Raw genomic sequence first — 20768 nt, forward strand, 5'->3', positions numbered from 1 at the left:
CGGCGGCCCGGAGCCGGGCGGGCCGTAGACGCCCCTCGCCTCGCGCCCCCTCCCCCCGTCGCCCCCGCGCCGCCGACGACCGTAGCGCCGCGCCGCCCGCCCGGCCCCCCAGGACGCCGTGCGGGAGGTGGCCGTGGGCCCACCCCCGGACGGCGCTCGGACGCGCGCCGGAGAGCTCCGCGGCCTGGCTCAGGCCGAACCCCAGCGAGACTGCCTCGAGGGCGAGGGCGACCGTTTTCCTGTCGTGCATGCGAACCTCCCGAGTTGGGCCGTCCAGCGTCGGTCCAACATTTGGTCCGCACACCCCCGTCACCCCCTTGCCCGCATTTCTCACGGAATGCGGGCATTTTTGGCAAATGGCCTGTTGGCAGGGTGGAAAGACAGCATTCTGCGAGAAATGCGGTCTTTTCCGGCTAGACCGTCTGACCGTTGGCCCGCGCAGGCCCGGGCCCCGGACCAAGGCCTGCGCGGGGAGCGCCTGCCCCTTGTCGTTCTCGTCAAACACGTCGCCGCACTCAGGGCAGAACTTGGGCGGCTTGGGCTGGTCCTCTGGCACCCAGCCGCACTTGTCGCAGCGGTAGCTCGGCCCCTCCTCGGGCTTGTGCCGGCACGCTGTTCTCGCTTGGATCTTGCTCTGCGGCGGCGTTCCAACCACACATGTCGACCTCGGCGCGCGAGAGGGCCGAAGTGGGTGGTTGCGCGCGGCTCTCAGGTGAGAGGACCACCCACATCGCACCTGCGGTGGCAGTCAAGTCACCCACTTCGCATTCGCGACGGTAATCCAGCCACCCACTTCGCGCTTCTCGTGACAGGTCGCAGTGTCTACTCCCGGGAGTTGCGCTTGCGGTATGCCTCGAGACGTTGGGTGTATGACGCCCCTTGGACGCGGAAGGCGATCGTGAAGCCTGCGGTGATGGCCGTGAGCAGGACCAGGTAGAGGAACGTGAAGCTCGCCCATGCGCCGGCGTTCTCTGTCGGGAACCACCCGCCAAGGAAGGAGCACGCCGCCAGCACGAGGTAATAGCTGAGCCCGAAGCCCGCGACGCGCACGGGATAGCTGGGCTTGGTGAGCACGGAGTAGCCAAACCACAGCTGTTGCAGGATGCCGCCGGCCAAGCCTGCGGCGATGGCAGAGGCGCACCAGCTCAACCCTTGGTTCCAACGCCCCGCGATGGCTTCGGTCCCGCACGCCGCAAGCAGCATCAGCACGGACACCATGCTGCCCGCCGCCAGCCCCCTGAGAGCCATGTGCCAGATTCCCCGCTTGGACTCCTCGTCATAGATTCCGACATCTTTGTGATGGTGACGTGTCTTCTCGCCCATTGTTCCCCTGCCTTTCTTTGGACCCTTCGCTAGCTGCGACGCGGATTGCTTCCTAGGAGCCTCTTTATGTTCGGTACATAGGTGCGCGTCACCAGGACGTCCGTACCACCCTCCAGGCGAAGCAGGAGACGGCGGTTGAGCTCGGGCCTGATCGAGACGACCTTGTCGAAGTTGACCAGCACCTGCTTGGACGCGCGGATGACGGGGCTTCCCCGCAAGGCCTCCTCCAGCTCGTAAAGCCTGAGGGGGCTTTCGAGCTCGGAGCCGTCGGTGGTGCGAACGAGGACCAGGTTGGCTCGTACCTCGATGAGCAACAGCTCGTCGAGCGGAATCGGCCTGCGAACAATCGAACCCGGTTCGAACCCCACGACCATCTGTCCGAATGATTGGAGCCTGCCTACCAGCTGGGCGGCGTCCTGGTCTCCTGGTGCGCTCGTCACCAGAACGTCGATTTCGTCCTGCCCCTCTCGCTCGATGTGTCTGACGTTCATCGCCCCTCCGTGTCGTCCTAGCCTTGCCGCATCTCGAGCATATGGGATGGACGGCGAGGTGGATGGTTGGTGCAGCCAAGTTGCACGAAGCGGGGGGCGTGTTGCCCGTCCGGTGTCCAATGGCATGCGCTTGGCGCGCGAGAGGGTCGAAATGGGTGGTTGGAACGCGGGAAAAGGCGAGAGAACCACCCACTTCGGGCTTGCGGCGGCATATCGCCCACCCACATCGGCGTCGGCGCGCGAGAGGGTCGAAGTGGGTGGTTGCATGCGGCTCTCAGGCGAGAGAAGCACCCACTTCGGGCCTGCGGTGGCAACCCAGCCACCCACATCACTCCTCTCGCGGCTCGTGATAAGTGGCGGGTGAATCGAGCGCACCGCCTTCGGATTGCACGGGGCGCAGACTGCCTGTTTTGAATCCGATTTGGCAGCTTCGTGCAAGTTAACGGCCGAATTGAGGACGCCTTGTGGATTATTGAGGCCACTTTGGCTCGTCGGGTGGCCGCAACGCTGATCTTGCGCCCTTCTCACCCTCATGTACCTGCGGGTCTTGCAGCTGCACGAACTCTCCGGCAGCTGCCTGCCAGCCAAGAGTGGGTTTGGCGCGAGTTTCGAACGGTACCCTTCGCGACATGTTTACGTTCATTTCTCATAACAGCTCCCGGGCGTATTGGCTCACGAGGCGCCACGACGGGGGTGGTCTGCCCATCGCCTGTGACGTGAGCCTGGCAGACGCGACTGCGTCGGCGCGCGAGGTGAGACGGGCAATAGTGGCACTCAGGGGTCGCAACCCACTTCATGCCGCGCTCGGGCAAAAGCTCGACATTCTCGTGCCTTCGTCCAACGGGCGTCACCCCTGTGCGGACGTGCGCATGCACCTCTGCAAAAGAAGCCTGACGGAGGGGTCGTTCGTAGCGCTTTCTCCGGACGTCCTCGTCGCCTCGCCGGAGCTTTGCTTTCTACAGATGGCGGAGTCGCTTGACGTTCTAGGGGAAGTGGTCGAGCTTGGGTTCGAACTCTGTGGCACCTACGCCTTTGGGCCCGATGGCAGGACGCTCGCGGGAAGCCGGCCTCCCCTGACGAGCGTCGCTCGCATCGCCGGCTATCTTGACCGTTGCGCTGGGGTGCGGGGCGTCGCGAAGGCTCGCTCGGCGCTGCGCTGGGTGATGGACGGGTCGGCGTCGCCCATGGAGACGCTCCTTGCCATGGAGCTGGGAATGCCCAAGCGCCTGGGCGGGAGGGGCTTCCCACCGTTTGTCGTCAATCGACGCATCGAGCTGCCAGACGAGCACCTGCGCGGGCTGGCGCAGCGCTCACGCGTCTACGTCGACCTGCTCTTCGAGCATCAGGGGTTGTGCCTGGAGTTCGATAGCTTCGAGCACCACGGGGGCAGGGAGGAGTATGACAACACGCAGGCACGAGCCAACGCGCTGCGTTCCATGGGACTGCGTGTCAACTCGATAACCTACGGCCAGGTTGCCTCGCTCGCACGCTTCGACGATTTGGTGTGGGGCCTCGAGACGCAGTTGGGGCTTCGGCATAGGCCGTGCGGGGACTCGACGAGGGCTCGTCAGCGCGAATTGCACGCGCTTCTCGCCGACGTGCGCAGGAGGCACTTCTAGCGTCGTTTTGCAAGGCAACGGGACCCACATCGTCCCCGGTGCGCAAGACATTCGAAGTGGGTGGTTGGAACGCGGGAAAAGGCGAGAGAACCACCCACTTCGGGCTTGCGGCGGCATATCGCCCACCCACATCGGCGTCGGCGCGCGAGAGGGTCGAAGTGGGTGGTTGCATGCGGCTCTCAGGCGAGAGAAGCACCTACTTCGCGTGCGAGGTGGCCCCATGGTCACCCACTTCTCACCTGTGGCGGTATGCGGCAGCTCAGCCACCCACTTCGGGCTTGCGGCGGCGGGATTCGTCGACGCAGGCGCGCAGCTACCAGAGCGCCCGCCTGGCAAGCTCGCAGAGCACCGCGCGCACGCGCTCGAGGTCCGCCAACGGCACGTACTCGTTGGGCTTGTGCGCCATCTCGAGCTCGCCCGGCCCGTACGAGACGCACTCGCGGTTCCCGCAGGTCCCCGCCACGACGGCGCCATCGGTGTAACCGGTGAACACGTCGATGCCTGCCTTGGCCCCCGTGACCTCGGCGGAAGCCTCCTGCAGGAGCGCGAGCAGTCCGGACTGGGGGTTCGCCTCGATGGGAGGGCGGTCCCCAGTCACCTCGTAGCTGCCGACACAGCCTGGCACGGCCCTCTCGGCCGCACGAAGGGCGTCCGTCACGATGCCACTGGCAGAGTCGGTGCCCGCAGGAGGCACGAGCCGCATGTCAATCCACACATGGCAGTCGTCGGGTACCACGTAGGGCCGGTAACCACCCTCTATCTGTCCGAAGGTCACGGTGGAAGCGCCGAGGTCGGGATGCCTCTCCAGCGCCGCTACGGCCGAGCGTATGCGCACGACCGCCTCGGCGGCAGCGGCGACGGCGTCCGCCCCGCGCCAGGGCGTGCTCGCGTGTGCGGTGACACCGCGCAGCTCGAGCTCGAACCAGCTGCGACCCTTGTGTGCCATGCGCGCCTTGCCGCCCGTGGGCTCCGTGTCCAGCACCCAGTCGGTACTACCCACCCATCCGGTGGCGATCGCGGCCTCGATGCCGCGCATGAAGTCCTCCTCATCAACCGTGCAGAGCAGCGTCATGCGGCGGCGGGGGAGGCGTCCCCTCAGCGCGACCTCGTCGAGGGCGCTCCCAAAGGCAAGCATCGCGCAGGCAAGGCCGCCCTTCATGTCACAGGAGCCGCGGCCATAGAGCCGCCCGTCAAGTACCCTCGCCCCCAGGGCGGGGGTCTCGTCGTCCCAGCCATCCCCCAGGACGACGGTGTCCTGGTGACAGCAGTAGACGAGCCCCGGCAGGCCTTCGGTCGTGGCCTCGTCATCAGGCGAGAGCCCCGTCACCTCCGTGCCCGTGGCATCATGCTCACCCGCGGCGGGAATCACGGCCCTCAGGCAGGGCCGGCCGGGAAGCGCCTCGAGCTCTTCGAGGAAGACGTGGCCCAGTGCCTCGCGCCCGCCCTTGCCGGCAAGCTCGCGCGCCCGTCCGATGCGACTTTCGAGCCAGCCGCGTACGAAGCCCGCGATCTCGCCCTCGAAGGCGCTAGGGTCGCTGCTGTCGATCCTCACGAGCGCCTGGGTGAGCCCGACCACGTCGTTCGTGCCGCGGTCCGTGTCCTTGTCCGCGCTGGCGTTGGCATCCGCATAAGCGCCAGCGCCGGCGACCTGCGCCAGCAAGTCTCCCTTGTCTTCTCCAACCATGACGTCCCGAGCCATGCGGCCCACCTCCCGGAAGGCGATCGCCTCGAGCCCGGGCTACCCCTGCGCCTGGGCCTTGGCCTCGTCCATGTAGCTGTACAGGGTGTACTTCGAGATGCCGAAGTAGTTGCAGACCTTCTGGCCCGACTTGGTGACCAGGAAGGCGCCGGAGTCGTTGAGGAAGCCGATTGCCTTGACCTTGTCCTCCTTGGTCATGAGGGTGACGGGCTTGCCCACGACCCGCACGCTCTGCTCGATGAGCTCGTCCAGGAGCTCGGTCACGCTCTGGGGGATGGGCTCGGGGTCTGCCGCACCCTGCGCGGCGACGGCGGTGAGCGACTCCAGCTCGTGACGTGCGGCAAGGAGCATGGTGATGTCGTAGTTGATGGCAAAGATGCCGTCCACCTCGCCGTCCTCGCCGCGCAGGAAGATGGTGGACGACTTCAGGATCTTGCCGTCCTCGGTCTTGGTGAGGTAGGCGAGCCGGTCCTCGACGGGGTTGCGGCGGTCGTGCAGTGCCTCGAGCACGACATGCGAGGGGCCGTCTCCCACCGCACGGCCCGACACATGGCCGTTCTCGATGGCGACGATGGTGCTCGAGGGGTTGTCGGCCGAGAGGTCGTGGATGACCACCTCGCAGCCCGGTCCGAACTGGGCCGCGATGCCATGTGCGAGGGAGCGGCAGAACTCGATGTCCTGTGCACGCATGGGAACCTCCCGTTGACGTCGCCCGCGAGCTGGGCGCCGACCCTGCGAGGTCGCAGGGATGCCTGTCAAAGAGTTATGAGAGCCGACCTTTGGCGACCTGCGTCGCGAGCGGGTCTGGCAGCCGAATGGTATATCGAATCACGCCGTGCTCAATAGATGGAGCTTACAAATTGTTAGGAATTTTCGGGGAGGGGTCCCAGCCGGGGCGAGGAGGTCCCTGCCTGCATAGGGCCACATCGCGTCGTGCGACGTCACTCTCGCATGCGCAAAACGTTATTTATTTAAAAATACAACGCGCCGATGGTGGTATATCGACCGCCTACGACATCACTGATTCTTACTTTTCTTTTTTCCACCTATCATTTTTTCAGATATAGACGTGGTAAGAGAGGACCACGCCTCACAAGTATCCGGCCGTAGCTGATCTGCGGCGCTCAGCAGGGGGAGGGGTCTCATGCTGCTCGTAGCAAATGGTAGGGTCATCACTCGTGACGAGGCGCATCCGTACTTCGAGGACGGCGCGGTCGTCGTCGACGGCACCAAGATCGTGGAGGTCGGCGACAGGTCCGCGCTCGAGGGCAAGTACCCCGACGCAGAGTTCCTCGACGCGCGTGGCGCGGTGATCATGCCGGGACTCATCAACGCCCACACCCACATCTATTCCGGCCTCGCCCGCGGCCTGGCCATCAAGGGCTGCAACCCAACCAACTTCCTCGAGAACCTCGAGCAGCAGTGGTGGAAGATCGATCGCAACCTCAACATGGAGGGCACCCGCGCCTCCGCGTACGCGACCATCCTGGACTGCATCCGCGACGGCGTGACCACCATCTTCGACCACCACGCCAGCTTCCTCGAGATTCCCGGGTCGCTCTTCGCGATCAAGGACGTCGCGGAGGAGACAGGCATGCGCGCCTGCCTCTGCTACGAGACCTCCGACCGCGACGGCGAGGAGAAGTGCGACCAGGCCATCGCCGAGAACGCCGAGTTCGCGCGCTGGGCCGCCGGGCAGGACTCCGACATGATCGCCGCCATGTTCGGCGGGCATGCCCTGTTCACGCTCTCGGACAAGACCCTCGACAAGATGGTCGAGGCCAACGACGGCCTCACCGGCTTCCACATCCACGTCTGCGAGGGAATGAACGACGTCTATGACAGCCTGGGCAACCACGGCTGCACCGCCGTGCACCGCCTCCTCGACCACGGCCTCCTGGGCGAGAAGACCATGCTGGGCCACTGCATCCACATCACGCCCGCCGACATGGACGTGATCGCCGAGACCAAGACCATGATCGTGAACAACCCCGGCTCCAACATGAACAACGCCGTGGGCTGCGCCCCCGTGCTCGAGTTCTTCAAGCGCGGCATCACCGTGGGCATGGGCACCGACGCCTACACCCATGACGTGCTGGAGAGCCTGAAGACCTTCATCATGATCCAGCGCCACAACAGCTGCATGCCCAACGTCGCCTGGGGCGAGGACATGGCCATGCTGTTCAAGAACAACCGCACCATCGCCGAGAAGTACTTCTCGGCCAAGCCCCAGGGCAAGCCCCTCGGCATCCTGGCCCCCGGCGCCGCGGCCGACATCGCGATCTTCGACTACAAGCCCTTCACGCCCTTCTCGGACGAGAACATCGACGGCCACATCCTCTTCGGCTTCGAGGGCAAGGCCTGCCGCACGACCATCATCAACGGTCGCGTCCTCTACAAGGACCGCGAGTTCGTCGACCTGGACGAGGAGGCCATCAACGCCCGCATCCTCGCCGCCTCCAAGCAGCTCTGGGGGGAGCTCAACGGCCGCGAGTACTAAGTCGCATGCACTTGCGTCGCCCGCGGACGCAATAAATGCGGGGGACATAATCCGCCTTTGGTTTTTAGGAGAGGACCAATATGAGCGACATCATGCGCCCCATTCCGTTCGACGCCCTCATGGGCTGGATCCTGGACGAGTACCACACGCAGGGCAGCATCTTCGGCATTACCCGCTTCGCCAAGGGTGACGGGAAGGGCACCCGCCACATCTTCGGCGAGAGCATCGAGACGCCCGTCGGCCCTGCGGCTGGCCCCAACTCCCAGCTCGCCCAGAACATCGTCGCGAGCTACGTGACCGGTGCCCGCTTCTTCGAGCTCAAGACCGTCCAGGTCATGGACGGCGAGGAACTCTCGGCCTGCGTCAACAAGCCCTGCATCCTGGCAGGTGACGAGGGCTACAACTGCGAGTGGTCCACCGAGCTGACCGTCCCCCAGGCCTTCGACGAGTACGTCAAGGCGTGGGTCGCCTGCAAGCTGCTCTCCCGCGAGCTTGACCTGGGATCTGCCGACGGCTTCGTGTTCAACATGTCAGTGGGCTACGACCTCGAGGGCATCAAGAGCCCCAAGGTCGACAAGTACATCAACGACATGAAGGACGCCTCCGCCACGCCGGCCTTCACCGAGGCCATCGCCTGGGCGAAGGCGAACCTCGACCGCTTCGAGCACGTGGACGAGGCCTTCGTCGACTCCATCACCCCGCAGGTCTCGCGCTCCATCACCGAGTCCACGCTGCACGGCTGCCCTCCCGCAGAGATCGAGCGCATCGCCACCTACCTCATGTGCGAGAAGGGCCTCAACACCTTCGTAAAGTGCAACCCCACGCTCCTGGGCTACGAGTACGCCCGCACCACCCTGGACTCCCTGGGCTTCGACTACGTCGCCTTCGACGACCACCACTTCCTGGAGGACCTCCAGTGGGAGGACGCCGTCCCCATGCTCGAGCGCCTCATCGCGCTGGGCAAGGAGAGGGGCCTGGAGTTCGGCGTCAAGCTGACCAACACCTTCCCCGTCGACGTGACCCGCAACGAGCTGCCCAGCGAGGAGATGTACATGTCGGGCCGCTCGCTGTACCCGCTCTCCCTCACCCTGGCCGCCCGGCTGTCCGAGCAGTTCGACGGCAAGCTGCGCATCTCGTACTCCGGCGGTGCCGACGCCAACAACGTGGCCGGACTCGTCTCGGCTGGCATCTGGCCCGTCACCGTGGCGACCACCATCCTCAAGCCCGGTGGCTACCAGCGCTTCGGCCAGATCGTGCGCGTCCTCGAGTCCGTCGAGGCCAAGGCCTTCGACGGCGTTGACGCCAAGGCCGTCCGCGGCATGGTGGGCGAGGCCGTGAGGGGTGACGCCTACCGCAAGCCCATCAAGCCCCTGCCCGAGCGCCACGTCGCGGCGAAGCTTCCCCTCATGGACTGCTTCACGGCGCCCTGCCGCCACGACTGCCCCATCCACCAGGACATCCCCGGCTACCTCATGGCCGTGGACGAGGGCCGCTACGAGGACGCCCTCAACGTCATCCTCGAGCGCAACGCCCTGCCCTTCGTGACCGGCACCATCTGCCCGCACCACTGCGGCGACGGCTGCATGCGCAACTACTACGAGGAGCACGTCCACATCCGCGAGGCAAAGCTCAAGGCCGCCGAGGCGGCAAGCGAGAAGGTCCTGCCCACGCTCGCCCGCAGGGCCGAGGTCAAGGGCAAGAAGGTCGCCGTCATCGGCGGAGGTCCTGCCGGCCTCTCCGCCGCGTCCTTCCTCTCCCGCGCCGGCGTCGACGTGACCGTGATCGAGCGCACCCAGAAGCTGGGCGGCATCGTCCGTCATGCCATCCCCGAGTTCCGCATCTCGGGCGAGGCTATCGACCGCGACATCGAGCTCTGCAGCGCCTACGGCGCCAAATTCGAGTGCGGCGTCGAGGTCAAGTCGGTCGACGAGCTCCTGAAGCAGGGCTACACCGACGTCGTCATCGCCATCGGCGCCTGGGCGCCTGGTCGCGCCACCCTCAAGTCCGGCGCCGAGATGGACGCCATCGACTTCCTCGTGGCCGCCAAGGGTGACCCCGACTCCCTCGAGCTCGGCAGCGACGTCGTGGTCATCGGTGCCGGTAACACCGCCATGGACGTGGCACGTGCCGCCAAGCGCATCAAGGGCGTCGAGAACGTCCGCCTGGTCTACCGCCGCACCCGCCGCTACATGCCCGCCGACGAGGAGGAGCTCGCGCTCGCGCTCGAGGACGGGGTCGAGTTCATGGAGCTCCTCTCGCCCGACACGCTTGCCGACGGCGTCCTGACCTGCGAGGTCATGGAGCTTGGCGCTCCCGACGAGTCTGGCCGCCGCTCGCCCGTCTCCACCGGCAAGACCACGACCATTCCCGCCACCACCGTCATCGCCGCGGTGGGTGAGAACGTCGAGGGCACGCTCTTCGAGGCCTCCGGCATCGAGGTCGACCGCAAGGGACGCCCCGTGGTCGACGCCAGCTACAAGACCAACCTGCCCCACGTCTATGCCATCGGTGACGCCCGCCGCGGGCCTGCCACCGTGGTCGAGGGCATTGCGGACGCCGCCATGGTGACCGTCGCCATCTCGGGCGCGGACTTCAACGGCAAGGTCGAGTCCAACGTCAAGGCCGACTACGACGCCCCGCTCGCCAAGCGCGGCGACCTCTGTCTGGACGTCAAGGGCTGCGACAGGACCCGCTGCCTGGGCTGCGCCACCGTCTGCGAGACCTGCGTCGAGGTCTGCCCCAACCGCGCCAACGTCGCGATTCGCGTGCCCGGCATGCGCCAGCGCCAGATCGTGCACGTCGACGGCATGTGCAACGAGTGCGGCAACTGCGCCGTCTTCTGCCCCTACCAGGGCGGCCGTCCCTACAAGGACAAGCTCACCCTCTTCTGGAGCAAGGAGGACTTCGACAACAGCACCAACGAGGGCTTCCTTCCCGTCGACGGCGGCATGCTCGTCAGGCTTGACGGAGGCACCAAGGTATACGATGCGAATGACAAGGACTGCGGACTGCCCGAGTCGGTGCGCGCCACCATCGCTGCCGTGCAAAGCGACTATGCCTACCTCATGATCGGCTAGCCTCGCGAGGCGCTGTGCCACAGCCTCAAACACAAACCGAGGGCCGGAGGTGGCGCGCTTCGGCGTGCCACCTCCCGGCGCTCATTCCGGGGGGATAGGCTCAATATGGCCAAGAGAAGGGACAAGGTAGCCGTCGTACATTGCTGGGGGGGAGCCAGCAGGTACTGCAACTACGGCTGCGTCGGCTGCGGCGCGTGCGTCGCCGCCTGCAAGGTCGACGCGATCGGCCTCAACGAGAACAACACCGCGCAGGTGAGGCGCGAGGCCTGCATAGGCTGCGGCCTCTGTGCGAGGGCCTGCCCGCAGGGGATCATCGAGATAGTCCCCCGCGAGGCGACAATCCTGCCGCTCTGCTCCAATCCGGACCCGGGCTCGGTCGCACGCAAGCTCTGCGACTCGAGCTGCATCGCCTGCGGCGCCTGCGAGCGAGCCTGCCCGGCGGATGCCATCCACGTGACGGACAACCTGGCGGTGACGGACGTCGAGCTCTGCATCGCCTGTGGCATGTGCGCGACCAAGTGCCCGCGCGGCGTCATCCGTGACGCCAACGGCATCCTGGCCAAGGGCTTCTAGAGGGGAGGGGACATGGGAAAGTACAGCTTCTCCGTCAACGGCGAAGAGATCTCGACGGACGAGAACGTATCGCTCCTGCGCTTCCTGCGCGACGAGCTCCACCTCACCTCCGTGAAGGACGGCTGCTCCGAGGGCGCCTGCGGCACCTGCACCGTCGTCATCGACGGGATTGCCACCAAGGGCTGTGTCATCACCACCAAGCTTGCCCAGGGCAAGCAGATCCTCACCGTGGAGGGCCTTGGCGAGGAGGAGAAGGAGGCCTTCGTCTATGCCTTCGGCGCCGTGGGGGCCGTGCAGTGCGGCTTCTGCATCCCCGGCATGGTGATGAGCGGGGCAGCCCTCCTGAGGGCCAACCCCAATCCCACCGAGGACGACGTCAAGGTCGCGATAAAGGGCAACGTCTGCCGCTGCACCGGCTACAAGAAGATCATCGAGGGCATCCTGCTCGCCGCCCAGATCCTCAGGGGAGAGAGGCAGATCGACCCCGAGCTCGAGAGAGGCGACGACTACGGCGTGGGCAAGCGCGCCTTCCGCGTGGACGTGCGCCGCAAGGTCCTGGGCTACGGCGTGTATCCCGACGACCTCAACGAGACCGACTACCCCGACATGGCCTACGCCTCGGCGGTGCGCTCGAAGTACCCGCGTGCCCGCGTGCTCTCCATAGACAGCTCCAAGGCCGAGGCCCTGCCTGGCGTCCTGGGCGTGCTCACCGCCAAGGACGTGCCCGTCAACCAGGTGGGCCACCTCATCCAGGACTGGGACGTGATGATCGCCGAGGGCGACGTCACCCGCTTCGTGGGAGATGCCATCTGCCTGGTGGTTGCCGAGGACGAGAAGACCCTGGCAAAGGCCAAGAGGCTCGTCAAGGTGACCTACGAGGAGCTCGCGCCCGTCCGCAACATCGAGGAGGCGAAGGCCGAGGGTGCCCCCATCATCCACGACAGCTTCCTTGCCTTCGGCAACGTCGTCGAGCTCCACGACAACGTCTGCCAGAGCCGCCACGTGACCCGCGGCAACGCCAAGGAGGCGCTCGCCAAGTCCGCCCACGTGGTGACCAAGACCTTCGAGACGCCCTTCACCGAGCATGCCTTCCTGGAGCCCGAGTGCGCCGTGGCCTTCCCCTACAAGGACGGCGTCAAGGTCCAGAGCACCGACCAGGGCGCCTACGACACGCGCAAGGAAGTCGCCCACATGTTTGGCTGGGACGAGACGCCCGAGCGCGTCGTCGTCCAGACCATGCTGGTCGGCGGCGGCTTCGGCGGCAAGGAGGACGTGAGCGCCCAGCACCTCGCCGCCCTCGCCGCCCTGCACTTCGGGCGCACGGTGAAGTGCCGCTTCACGCGCAAGGAGTCCATCGACTTCCATCCCAAGCGCCACGCCATGCAGGGCACCTTCACCCTGGGTTGCGACGAGGAGGGCAACCTCACCGCTCTGGACTGCGAGATCAACTTCGACACCGGTGCCTACGCGAGCCTCTGCGGCCCCGTCCTCGAGCGCGCCTGCACCCATTCGGTCGGTCCCTACAAGTACCAGAACACCGACATACGTGGGTACGGCTACTACACCAACAACCCGCCCGCGGGCGCCTTCCGCGGCTTCGGCGTGTGCCAGAGCCAGTTCGCCCTCGAGTGCCTCATCGACGTGCTTGCCGACGAGGTGGGCATCTCTCCTTGGGAGATGCGCTACAAGAACGCGATCGAGCCCGGCGAGGTCCTGCCCAACGGCCAGATCGCCGACTGCTCCACCGCGCTCAAGGAGACCCTCCTGGCGGTGAAGGACGCCTATGACGCCAACGCCGACCACTGCGGCCTCGCCTGCGCCATGAAGAACGCGGGCGTGGGCGTGGGCCTGCCTGACGCCGGGCGCTGCAAGATCGTGGTCGATGGCGGCAAGGCGATGGTCTATTCCGCGACCTCCGACATCGGCCAGGGCTGCAACACCGTCTTCCTCCAGGACGTGGCGGAGGCCAGCGGCCTGCCGCGCGCCCTCATCCGCAACGGCGAGTGCTCCACCGAGGCGGCGCCCGACTCCGGTACCACCTCCGGCTCGCGCCAGACCGTCATCACCGGCGAGTCCGTGCGCGGTGCCGCCTTCCTGCTCCGCGACGCGATGCTCGCGTACGAGGCGGGGGAGGGCGTGCCCCAGGGACCCGTTCGCGCCAGGGGTGACGGCGTCAAGGTCGAGTACGAGGACGGCAGGAGCTACGACGTCCATGCCTGCGAGCTCAAGGCCGGCGGCGGACGCCACGCCAATGACCCCGCTTCCGCGCTGGCGGCGCTCGAGGGCTGCGAGTTCAGCTACGTCTACTTCGAGCCCACCGACAAGCTGGGGGCGGACAAGCCCAACCCCAAGAGCCACGTGTGCTACGGCTTTGCCACGCACCTGGTGATCCTGGACAAGAAGGGCAAGGTCTCCCAGATCTACGCCGCGCACGACTCCGGCAAGGTTGTCAACCCCATCGCCATCCAGGGCCAGATCGAGGGTGGCGTGCTCATGGGCATGGGCTATGCCCTCACCGAGGACTTCCCGCTCAAGGACTGCGTGCCCACCGCGCGCTACGGGACCCTTGGCCTCCTGCGTGCCAGCCAGATTCCCGACATCCACGCCATCTACGTGGAGAAGGACGAGCTCCTGCCCGTGGCCTACGGCGGCAAGGGCATCGGGGAGATCGCGACCATCCCCACCGCGCCTGCGGTGCAGAACGCGTATCGTCGCGTCAGCGGCAGGCTCCAGACCAAGCTGCCGCTCGTCGGCACGCCCTACGAGAGGAGGCCGCGCGGGTAGGCCGATCCCTAGGATATTCAGGGGCCTCCTGCCGCCGTGCCGGGGGCTCCTGGGCAATGCAACACCCCGAAACGTGAGACCGGAAGAGCTGCGAAAGAGGTGGTCGTGACATGGGAGAGCTCTTGAGGATGGAGGGCGTCGACAAGCGCTTCGGCTCGTTCTACGCGAACCGCAACGTCACCCTCTCCATACAAGAGGGCGAGGTGCACACCCTGTTGGGCGAGAACGGAGCGGGCAAGTCGACGCTCATGAACTGCCTGATAGGCCTGTACACGCCGTCTGCGGGCAAGATCTACATGAGGGGCGAGGAGGTCCACATCGACTCCCCGCGCGATGCCGTCGCGCACGGCATCGGCATGGTGCACCAGCACTTCATGCTGGTGGAGGACATGAGCGGCCTCGAGAACATCATCCTGGGCGACAAGCGCCACAACACGCCCCTGCTCCAGAAGGCCGACGACCGCAAGACCATCGAGGGGCTCATGCAGCGCTACGGCCTGGAGGTCGACCTCGACCAGCGCGTGGGCGACATGTCCATCGGCATGCAGCAGCGCGTCGAGATCCTGAAGGTCCTCTTCCGCGGAGCCGACCTGCTCATCCTCGACGAGCCCACCGCCGTCCTCACCGACCTCGAGGTCCAGGGCCTCTTCGACATTATGAACTCCCTGACCGACGAGGGTAAGTCGATCATCTTCATCTCGCACAAGATGCGCGAGGTCATGCACATCTCCGACCGCGTTACGGTCCTGCGCCGCGGCGAGTGCATCGACACGGTCGAGGTCTCCAAGACCACCGAGCAGGAGCTCGCCGACCTCATGATCGGCCAGAAGTTCACCGAGAGCACCTACCAGAAGGTGGACGCGACCGACCAGCCCATGCTCACGCTCACCAACGTGTCCTACCATCCCGAGGTCAAGCACGGCGGCCTGAAGGACGTCACCCTCACCCTCCACAAGGGAGAGATCCTGGGCGTCGCGGGCATCGACGGCAACGGGCAGGGTGCCCTCGCCGAGGTCGTGACCGGCCTCATCGCCCCCGAGTCCGGCGAGGTCGTCGGCCCCGACGGCTCGAGCATCGCGCTCTTCTCGCCCCAGGCCTTCATCGACGCCGGCTTCGGCAACATCCCCGAGGACCGCAACAAGATGGGCCTCGTCGGCGACATGACGATCGCCGAGAACCTGGTCCTCAAGCAGACCAACACCGAGCGCTTCTCCGCGGGGCACGGCGCCTGGCTCAAGATGGACGCCATCCAGGAGTTCGCCGAGCAGCTGCGCGAGGAGAACGACATCCGCTGCACCTCCGTCAGCCAGACGGCCCGCAGCCTCTCGGGCGGCAACCAGCAGAAGGTCATCCTCGCGCGCGAGCTCGACAGCCACCCCAAGCTCCTCGTGGCCGTCTATCCCACGCGCGGCCTGGACATCGGCGCCACCGGCTTCGTCCACGACCAGATCGTGGCGCAGCGCGACGCCGGCTGCTCGGTGCTGCTCATCTCGGCTGACTTCGACGAGGTCCTGAAGCTCTCGGACCGCATCGTCGTCCTCTTCGAGGGCCAGATCATGGGAACGTACCCCGGCGCGAATCCCCCCATCAAGGAGATCTCGCTCGCCATGGCAGGAAAGTAGGAGGGAGGAACAATGGCAAAGAGCTCTAGCTCTGACAACAGCCGCGAGAAGCTGCTGACGACGCTCACCCCCGTCGTCTCGGTCCTCCTCGCGCTCATCGTGGGGGCCATCATCATCGCGTGCCTCGGCAAGAGCCCCGTTCAGGGTTACGCCGCCATGCTCCAGGGCTCCCTGGGCTCCCTCTCCAAGGTCGCCAAGACCCTGGAGCGCTCCTGCCCGCTGATCTTCACCGGCCTCTGCGCCGTGTTCGCCTACAAGTGCGGCGTCTTCAACCTCGGCGGAGAGGGCCAGTTCATCATGGGTGGCTGCGCCGCCGCCACCGTCGTCCTGGGCCTTGGCCTCGACGGCCCCGTCGGCATGCTCTGCGGCCTCACCGCCGGCATCGTCGTGGGCGGCCTCTGGGGCCTGCTTCCCGGCATCATGAAGATCACGCGCGGTCTCAACGAGATGATCACCACGATCATGCTCAACTACGTCGCCATGTACTTCATGGAGTACGTCTTCAAGAACCTCCTCTCGGATAACGGCCTTCCCAAGACCCTCGCCATGCCCAACGCCGCGCGCCTGCCCGGCATCGGCGGCATGCACGTGGGCGTCATCCTTGCCGTCCTCCTGGGCCTCTTCCTGTGGTACCTGATCTTCCGCACCTCCTTCGGCTTCAAGATTCGCGCCGTGGGCATGAACCCCATCGCCTCGCGCGTGAGCGGCTTCCCGGTGAACAGGCTCGTCCTTCTCGCCTTCGTCATCTCGGGCGCCATCGCCGGAATGGGCGGCGCCGTCGAGCTCCTGGGCAAGACCCCCTACCGCCTGGCGGCGGGCTTCGGTGCGGGCTTCGGCTTCGACGGCGTGGCCATCGCCCTCATCTCGCAGCTCAACCCCATAGCTGCCATGCTGGTCGCCATCCTCTTCGGCATCCTCAACACGGGCGGCACCATGATGCAGAGCGTCATCGGCGTCCCCACCGCCATCGTCGACATCATCCGCGGCCTGATAATCATCTTCGCCGTCGCCGGCATGGCCATCGTCAAGCTCCCCAAGATCATTGCGTTCTTCAGCTCCCGTGGACCCAAGCAGGGCGCGAACGAGCCTGAGGTCGCCACCGACAAGAAAGCGGAGGTGACGGCGTAATGGACTTCTTCATGACCTCACTGCCCACGATCCTCAACGCCACGACCCTGAGTGCCGTGCCCATCCTCCTGGCCGCCCTGGGCGAGCTCTTCTCCGAGCGCGCCGGCTTGGTCAACATCGGCCTCGAGGGCATCATGGCCGTGGGCGCCTTCGTCGCCTTCGCCGTGGGCAAGATGACGGGCAACCTCTGGCTCGGCGTCTGCGCCGCCATCGTCGCCGGCATCGCCATCAACATGATCTACGCCTTCTGCACCGTCACGCTCTGCGTCGACCAGGTGGTCGTGGGCATGGCCATCAACATCCTTGCGCCCGCCCTGGCGCTCTTCGGCTACAACATGTTCGTCGGATCCAACTCCGCCAACGCCACCGGCGTCATCATGGAGAGGATCCAGATCCCGGGGCTGAGCGCGATACCCTACATAGGTGGGCCGGTCTTCGGTCAGCAGCTCCTTGCCTATCTCGCCTTCATCCTGGTGCCCCTCGTGACCTACTTCTTCAAGAGCTTCCGTGGCGGCCTCTCGTTCCGCTCGGTGGGCGAGAACCCCCAGGCTGCAGAGACCCTGGGCATCAACGTCATCCGCATCAAGTTCGTGGCCTGCGTCGCCTGCGGCGCGCTGGCTGGCATGGGCGGGGCGTTCCTCTCGGTCTGCATGACCCCGATCTACATCGACGGCATCGTCATGGGCCGCGGCTTCATCGCGCTGGCGACGGTCATCTTTGGTCGTTGGAGCGCCGTGGGCATCATGGCCGCGAGCCTGCTCTTCGGCTTCTTCGACGGGCTCAACGTCGCCCTGCAGGCCCAGTTCAACGCCGCGCCCGTCATGTTCTTCAAGATGATCCCGTACATCTTCACGATCATCGCCCTGATCTTCTTCGGTTCCAGGCACGCCGGGCCCAAGGCGAACGGCCAGCCCTACTACCGCGAGTCGCGTTAGTCCGCTGCCGCCCGGGCAACGCCCGCTGGGCAGCGCGATTTACAAAAGCACCGTTCAGCGTGCAAGAATGGGATATAAACTCTGGGCCTTTTGGCCATCGAGTCGAAGGGAGTGGGCACAGCACAGAGACACGAGGTTGGAAGTTCTTCGCATGTGTCAGTGGCAGGAATGTCTTCTTAGAAAGGGAACTACCATGAGCGAGTCCAAGTTCAACTTCATGCTTAACAGGCGTCAGGCCATCGCGCTGGGCCTCGGATCCGCGGCCACGGTCGCCCTCGCCGGCTGCAGCGGCGGAAGCGGCAGCGACGACAAGGCAGCGGGCGGGGATTCCTCCGAGGGCAGCTACAAGGTCGCCATGATCATGTCCGGCACCATCACCGACGGCGGCTGGGACCAGGGCCACTACGAGTCCCTGAAGCGCGCCATCGAGTCCCACCCCAAGTGGGAGATGCTCGAGCCCAAGGAGAACACGCCCGACGCCGATGCCGCCACCGCCGCCCAGAGCTACGTCGACCAGGGCGTCGACCTTATCATCGGCAACGGAAACCAGTTCGCCTCCGACTGGGCCGAGGTCGTCGCCGACGCGGAGGGCAACGACAAGGTCCACTTCCTCATCACCAACACCAACCCCACCTCCGAGATGGCCGACTACAAGTCCCTCGCCAAGGTGGAGACGGTGCTGCCCAACTTCAAGCAGACCGGAGCCCTCGCGGGCGTCGTCGCCGGCCTCATGACCAAGACCAACAGCATCGGCTTCATCGGCGGCATGAAGCTCCCCTCCACCGAGGCCAAGTACGCCGCCTACCTGGCCGCCGCCCAGAAGATCAACCCCGAGATCAGGGGCCAGTACAACTTCGAGGCCGGCTTCACCGACGCCTCCCTGGGCACCAAGCTGACCGAGAACTGGATCAGCACCAACAACGTCGACGTCATGTGGGGCGACGCTTCCGCAGTCGACAACGGCTCGCGCCAGGCCCTCGAGTCTGCCGGTGCCGACACCCACTTCGACATCGCCCAGCCCATCGACATCGCCGGTGCCAACCAGCCCACCGTCGTGACCTCCACCGTCACCGACTGGAAGATCGACCAGGCCATGGACGAGATCGAGAAGGGCGAGTTCGGCGACGGCAAGGTCATCACCGCCGACATGTCCAACGGCGGCGTCTCGCTGGGCAAGTTCTCGGACAAGGTCCCCGAGGACGTCCAGGCCAAGATCAAGGAGCTCGCCGAGCAGATCAAGAGCGACTCCTTCGTGACCGACGCAGAGGTCGAGGCCATCGCCTCCACCCTCTAGGCCAAGGCGCACAGGCGCCAAGACGCCCCAAAGCGGCGCCGGGATGTCCAGCGGGCACCCCGGCGCCGCACTTTTCAGGCGGCGGGGATGCCCGTCGCGCGGACGGGAGGTCGCATGGCAAGGAAGGACTTCACCCACGAGGAGGACGTCGCACTGCTGAGGAGGTGCATCGAGGTCTCGCGCCGGTCGCGCGAGCACGGCAACACCCCCTTCGGGGCAATCCTGGTCTCCCCGGACGGGGAGGTGCTGCTCGAGCAGGAGAACATCGAGATCGACACACACCGCTGCACCGGGCACGCCGAGACCCAGCTGGTCGACCGCGCCTCGCAGATGTTCGACAAGCCCTATCTCGCGGACTGCTCGCTCTACACCTCGGCAGAGCCCTGCGCCATGTGCTCCGGCGCCATCTACTGGGCGGGCGTGGGCAGGGTCGTCTACGCGATGACCGAGCGGTCGCTGCTGCGCCTCACGGGCGCGAACGAGCAGAATCCCACCTTCGATCTGCCCTGCCGGCAGGTGTTTGCGGCGGGTCAGAAGGACATCGAGGTCGTCGGACCCTTCGAGGAGCTCGAACAGGAGGCCGCGGACGTCCACCGGGGCTACTGGGACTGAGGTCGACGGTGGCTCTCGCCAGGCGTCGGACGAGAGACGAATGCAAGAACCGGTTGGTCTTTGAGGAGAAGGGAAGCTAGTCAATGAGTGGCATTCTTGGACTTCGCAAGGCAATGCCGAGCAGGCGCGAGGCCCTGGCCCTTGGGGCTGGGTCCGCAGCCCTCGCCGCAGGGCTGCTCGCGGGATGCGGCTCCGGCGGCAGCGCCGATCCCGGAACGGGCGAAGATGGCCAGCCCAAGCGCGTGGTGATGGTCATCAGCAGCCCAAAGAACGACGGCGGCTGGGGCTAGGGCCACTACGAGTCCCTGAAGCGCGCCATCGAGTCCCACCCCAAGTGGGAGATGCTCGAGCCCAAGGAAAGCGTGGCGGACGCCGATGCGGCGGATGCCGCGCAGAGCTACGTCGACCAGGACGTCGACCTCATCGTGGGCGCCGGCAACGAGTTCGCATCGGTCTGGGCCGAGGTCGTGGCGGAGGCGACGGAGTCGCACCCCAAGGTCCACTTCCTCATCACCAACACCGACCCAGCCGTCGACCTGGCCGACTACCAGACCCTCGACAACCTCGAGACGGTGCTCACCGACCTCAGCCAGTCGGGGGCGCTTGCCGGCGTGGTGGCAGGCCTCATGACCAAGACGAAGAGCATCGGCTTCATCGGCGGCGCCAAGCTGCCCATGACCCTCACCAAGTACGCGGCCTACCTCGCGGCTGCCCAGAAGGTCACCCCTGGCGTCGAGGGCCACTACAACTTCGAGGCCGGCTTCACCGACGCCTCCCTGGGCGCGCGCCTGACCGAGAACTGGATCGCTGCCAACGACGTCGACGTCATGTGGGGCGACGCCTCGGCGGTCGACAATGGTGCCCGCCAGGCGCTGGAGGAGGCTGGGGCCGATACCCACTTCGACATCGCCCAGCCCATCGACATCGCGGGGGAGGGGCAGGCGACGGTCGTCACCTCAACGGTCATCGACTGGAAGATCGACCAGGCCATGGACGAGATAGAGAAGGGCGAGTTCGGCTCCGGCAGGACCATCTCCGCAGACATGTCAAACGGGGGCATCTCGCTGGGCAAGTTCTCCGACAAGGTTCCCGCCGACGTCTAGGACAAGAT

17 protein-coding genes are annotated in these 20768 nt (G+C 66.0%); 12 read left to right on the forward strand and 5 right to left on the reverse strand.

Annotation, left to right across the window (positions count from 1 at the left end; all coding sequences use genetic code 11):
- From Q5923_RS07065 to Q5923_RS07075, 3 genes are all read right to left on the reverse strand, one after another.
- Positions 1-250, reverse strand: a 250-nt coding sequence (locus Q5923_RS07065; protein ID WP_303133096.1) for a hypothetical protein, incomplete at its 3' end; no start/stop codon positions are given.
- Between the two features lie 572 nt (positions 251-822).
- Positions 823-1323 carry a hypothetical protein gene (locus tag Q5923_RS07070; RefSeq protein WP_072499778.1) on the reverse strand — a complete coding sequence of 167 codons (501 nt, stop codon included), beginning with the start codon at positions 1321-1323 and terminating at the stop codon, positions 823-825.
- Positions 1324-1352: 29 nt separating this feature from the next.
- Positions 1353-1814 (reverse strand): LytTR family DNA-binding domain-containing protein, encoded by a 462-nt coding sequence (locus Q5923_RS07075; protein WP_072499779.1) that lies wholly within the window; start codon positions 1812-1814, stop codon positions 1353-1355.
- A gap of 827 nt (positions 1815-2641) precedes the next feature.
- Here Q5923_RS07075 and Q5923_RS07080 point away from each other — a divergent pair.
- Positions 2642-3433, forward strand: coding sequence for a hypothetical protein (locus tag Q5923_RS07080; RefSeq protein WP_303133099.1), 792 nt, complete (start codon positions 2642-2644; stop codon positions 3431-3433).
- A 313-nt stretch (positions 3434-3746) separates the two neighbouring features.
- Here Q5923_RS07080 and Q5923_RS07085 read toward each other — a convergent pair whose 3' ends face one another.
- Both Q5923_RS07085 and Q5923_RS07090 read right to left on the reverse strand, forming a co-directional pair.
- Positions 3747-5132 carry a M20 family metallopeptidase gene (locus Q5923_RS07085; protein ID WP_303133101.1) on the reverse strand — a complete coding sequence of 462 codons (1386 nt, stop codon included), beginning with the start codon at positions 5130-5132 and terminating at the stop codon, positions 3747-3749.
- Positions 5133-5171: 39 nt separating this feature from the next.
- Entirely contained in the window at positions 5172-5822 is a 651-nt protein-coding gene (locus Q5923_RS07090) for a transcriptional regulator (RefSeq protein WP_303133102.1), read from the reverse strand.
- Positions 5823-6276: 454 nt separating this feature from the next.
- Between Q5923_RS07090 and ssnA the strand changes: the two genes are divergently transcribed.
- The 11 genes from ssnA to Q5923_RS07145 all read left to right on the forward strand — a co-directional run bounded on the left by ssnA (position 6277) and on the right by Q5923_RS07145 (position 20760).
- Positions 6277-7632: a putative aminohydrolase SsnA gene (ssnA, locus tag Q5923_RS07095; protein ID WP_303133104.1), complete on the forward strand. Its 1356-nt coding sequence runs from the start codon at positions 6277-6279 to the stop codon at positions 7630-7632.
- 80 nt (positions 7633-7712) lie between these two features.
- The gene (gene ygfK, locus Q5923_RS07100) at positions 7713-10709 is read left to right on the forward strand and encodes a putative selenate reductase subunit YgfK (RefSeq protein ID WP_303133106.1); all 2997 of its coding nucleotides are present in this window, start codon (positions 7713-7715) and stop codon (positions 10707-10709) included.
- 105 nt (positions 10710-10814) lie between these two features.
- Entirely contained in the window at positions 10815-11282 is a 468-nt protein-coding gene (locus tag Q5923_RS07105) for a 4Fe-4S binding protein (protein ID WP_072499781.1), read from the forward strand.
- Between the two features lie 12 nt (positions 11283-11294).
- Complete coding sequence (gene xdh / locus Q5923_RS07110) at positions 11295-14066, forward strand: selenium-dependent xanthine dehydrogenase (RefSeq protein WP_303133108.1); 2772 nt, start codon at positions 11295-11297, stop codon at positions 14064-14066.
- A 110-nt stretch (positions 14067-14176) separates the two neighbouring features.
- Positions 14177-15688 carry an ABC transporter ATP-binding protein gene (locus Q5923_RS07115; protein ID WP_072499783.1) on the forward strand — a complete coding sequence of 504 codons (1512 nt, stop codon included), beginning with the start codon at positions 14177-14179 and terminating at the stop codon, positions 15686-15688.
- A 12-nt stretch (positions 15689-15700) separates the two neighbouring features.
- Complete coding sequence (locus Q5923_RS07120; protein ID WP_072499784.1) at positions 15701-16816, forward strand: ABC transporter permease; 1116 nt, start codon at positions 15701-15703, stop codon at positions 16814-16816.
- Positions 16816-17751, forward strand: a complete 936-nt coding sequence (locus Q5923_RS07125; protein WP_009277992.1) for an ABC transporter permease — start codon at positions 16816-16818, stop codon at positions 17749-17751. Before Q5923_RS07120 ends, Q5923_RS07125 begins: the two co-directional genes overlap by 1 nt.
- A 193-nt stretch (positions 17752-17944) precedes the next feature.
- Positions 17945-19045: a BMP family protein gene (locus tag Q5923_RS07130; RefSeq protein ID WP_303133114.1), complete on the forward strand. Its 1101-nt coding sequence runs from the start codon at positions 17945-17947 to the stop codon at positions 19043-19045.
- A 114-nt stretch (positions 19046-19159) separates the two neighbouring features.
- A complete protein-coding gene (locus tag Q5923_RS07135; protein ID WP_303133115.1) occupies positions 19160-19657 on the forward strand; it encodes a nucleoside deaminase in 498 nt (165 codons plus the stop codon).
- Between the two features lie 83 nt (positions 19658-19740).
- A complete protein-coding gene (locus tag Q5923_RS07140) occupies positions 19741-19947 on the forward strand; it encodes a hypothetical protein (protein ID WP_062529507.1) in 207 nt (68 codons plus the stop codon).
- A 15-nt stretch (positions 19948-19962) separates the two neighbouring features.
- Positions 19963-20760, forward strand: a complete 798-nt coding sequence (locus tag Q5923_RS07145; RefSeq protein WP_303133201.1) for a BMP family ABC transporter substrate-binding protein — start codon at positions 19963-19965, stop codon at positions 20758-20760.
- Positions 20761-20768 lie beyond the last annotated feature (8 nt).

This window comes from uncultured Olsenella sp., from assembly GCF_959602185.1.
Lineage (GTDB): Bacteria > Actinomycetota > Coriobacteriia > Coriobacteriales > Atopobiaceae > Olsenella_I > Olsenella_I phocaeensis.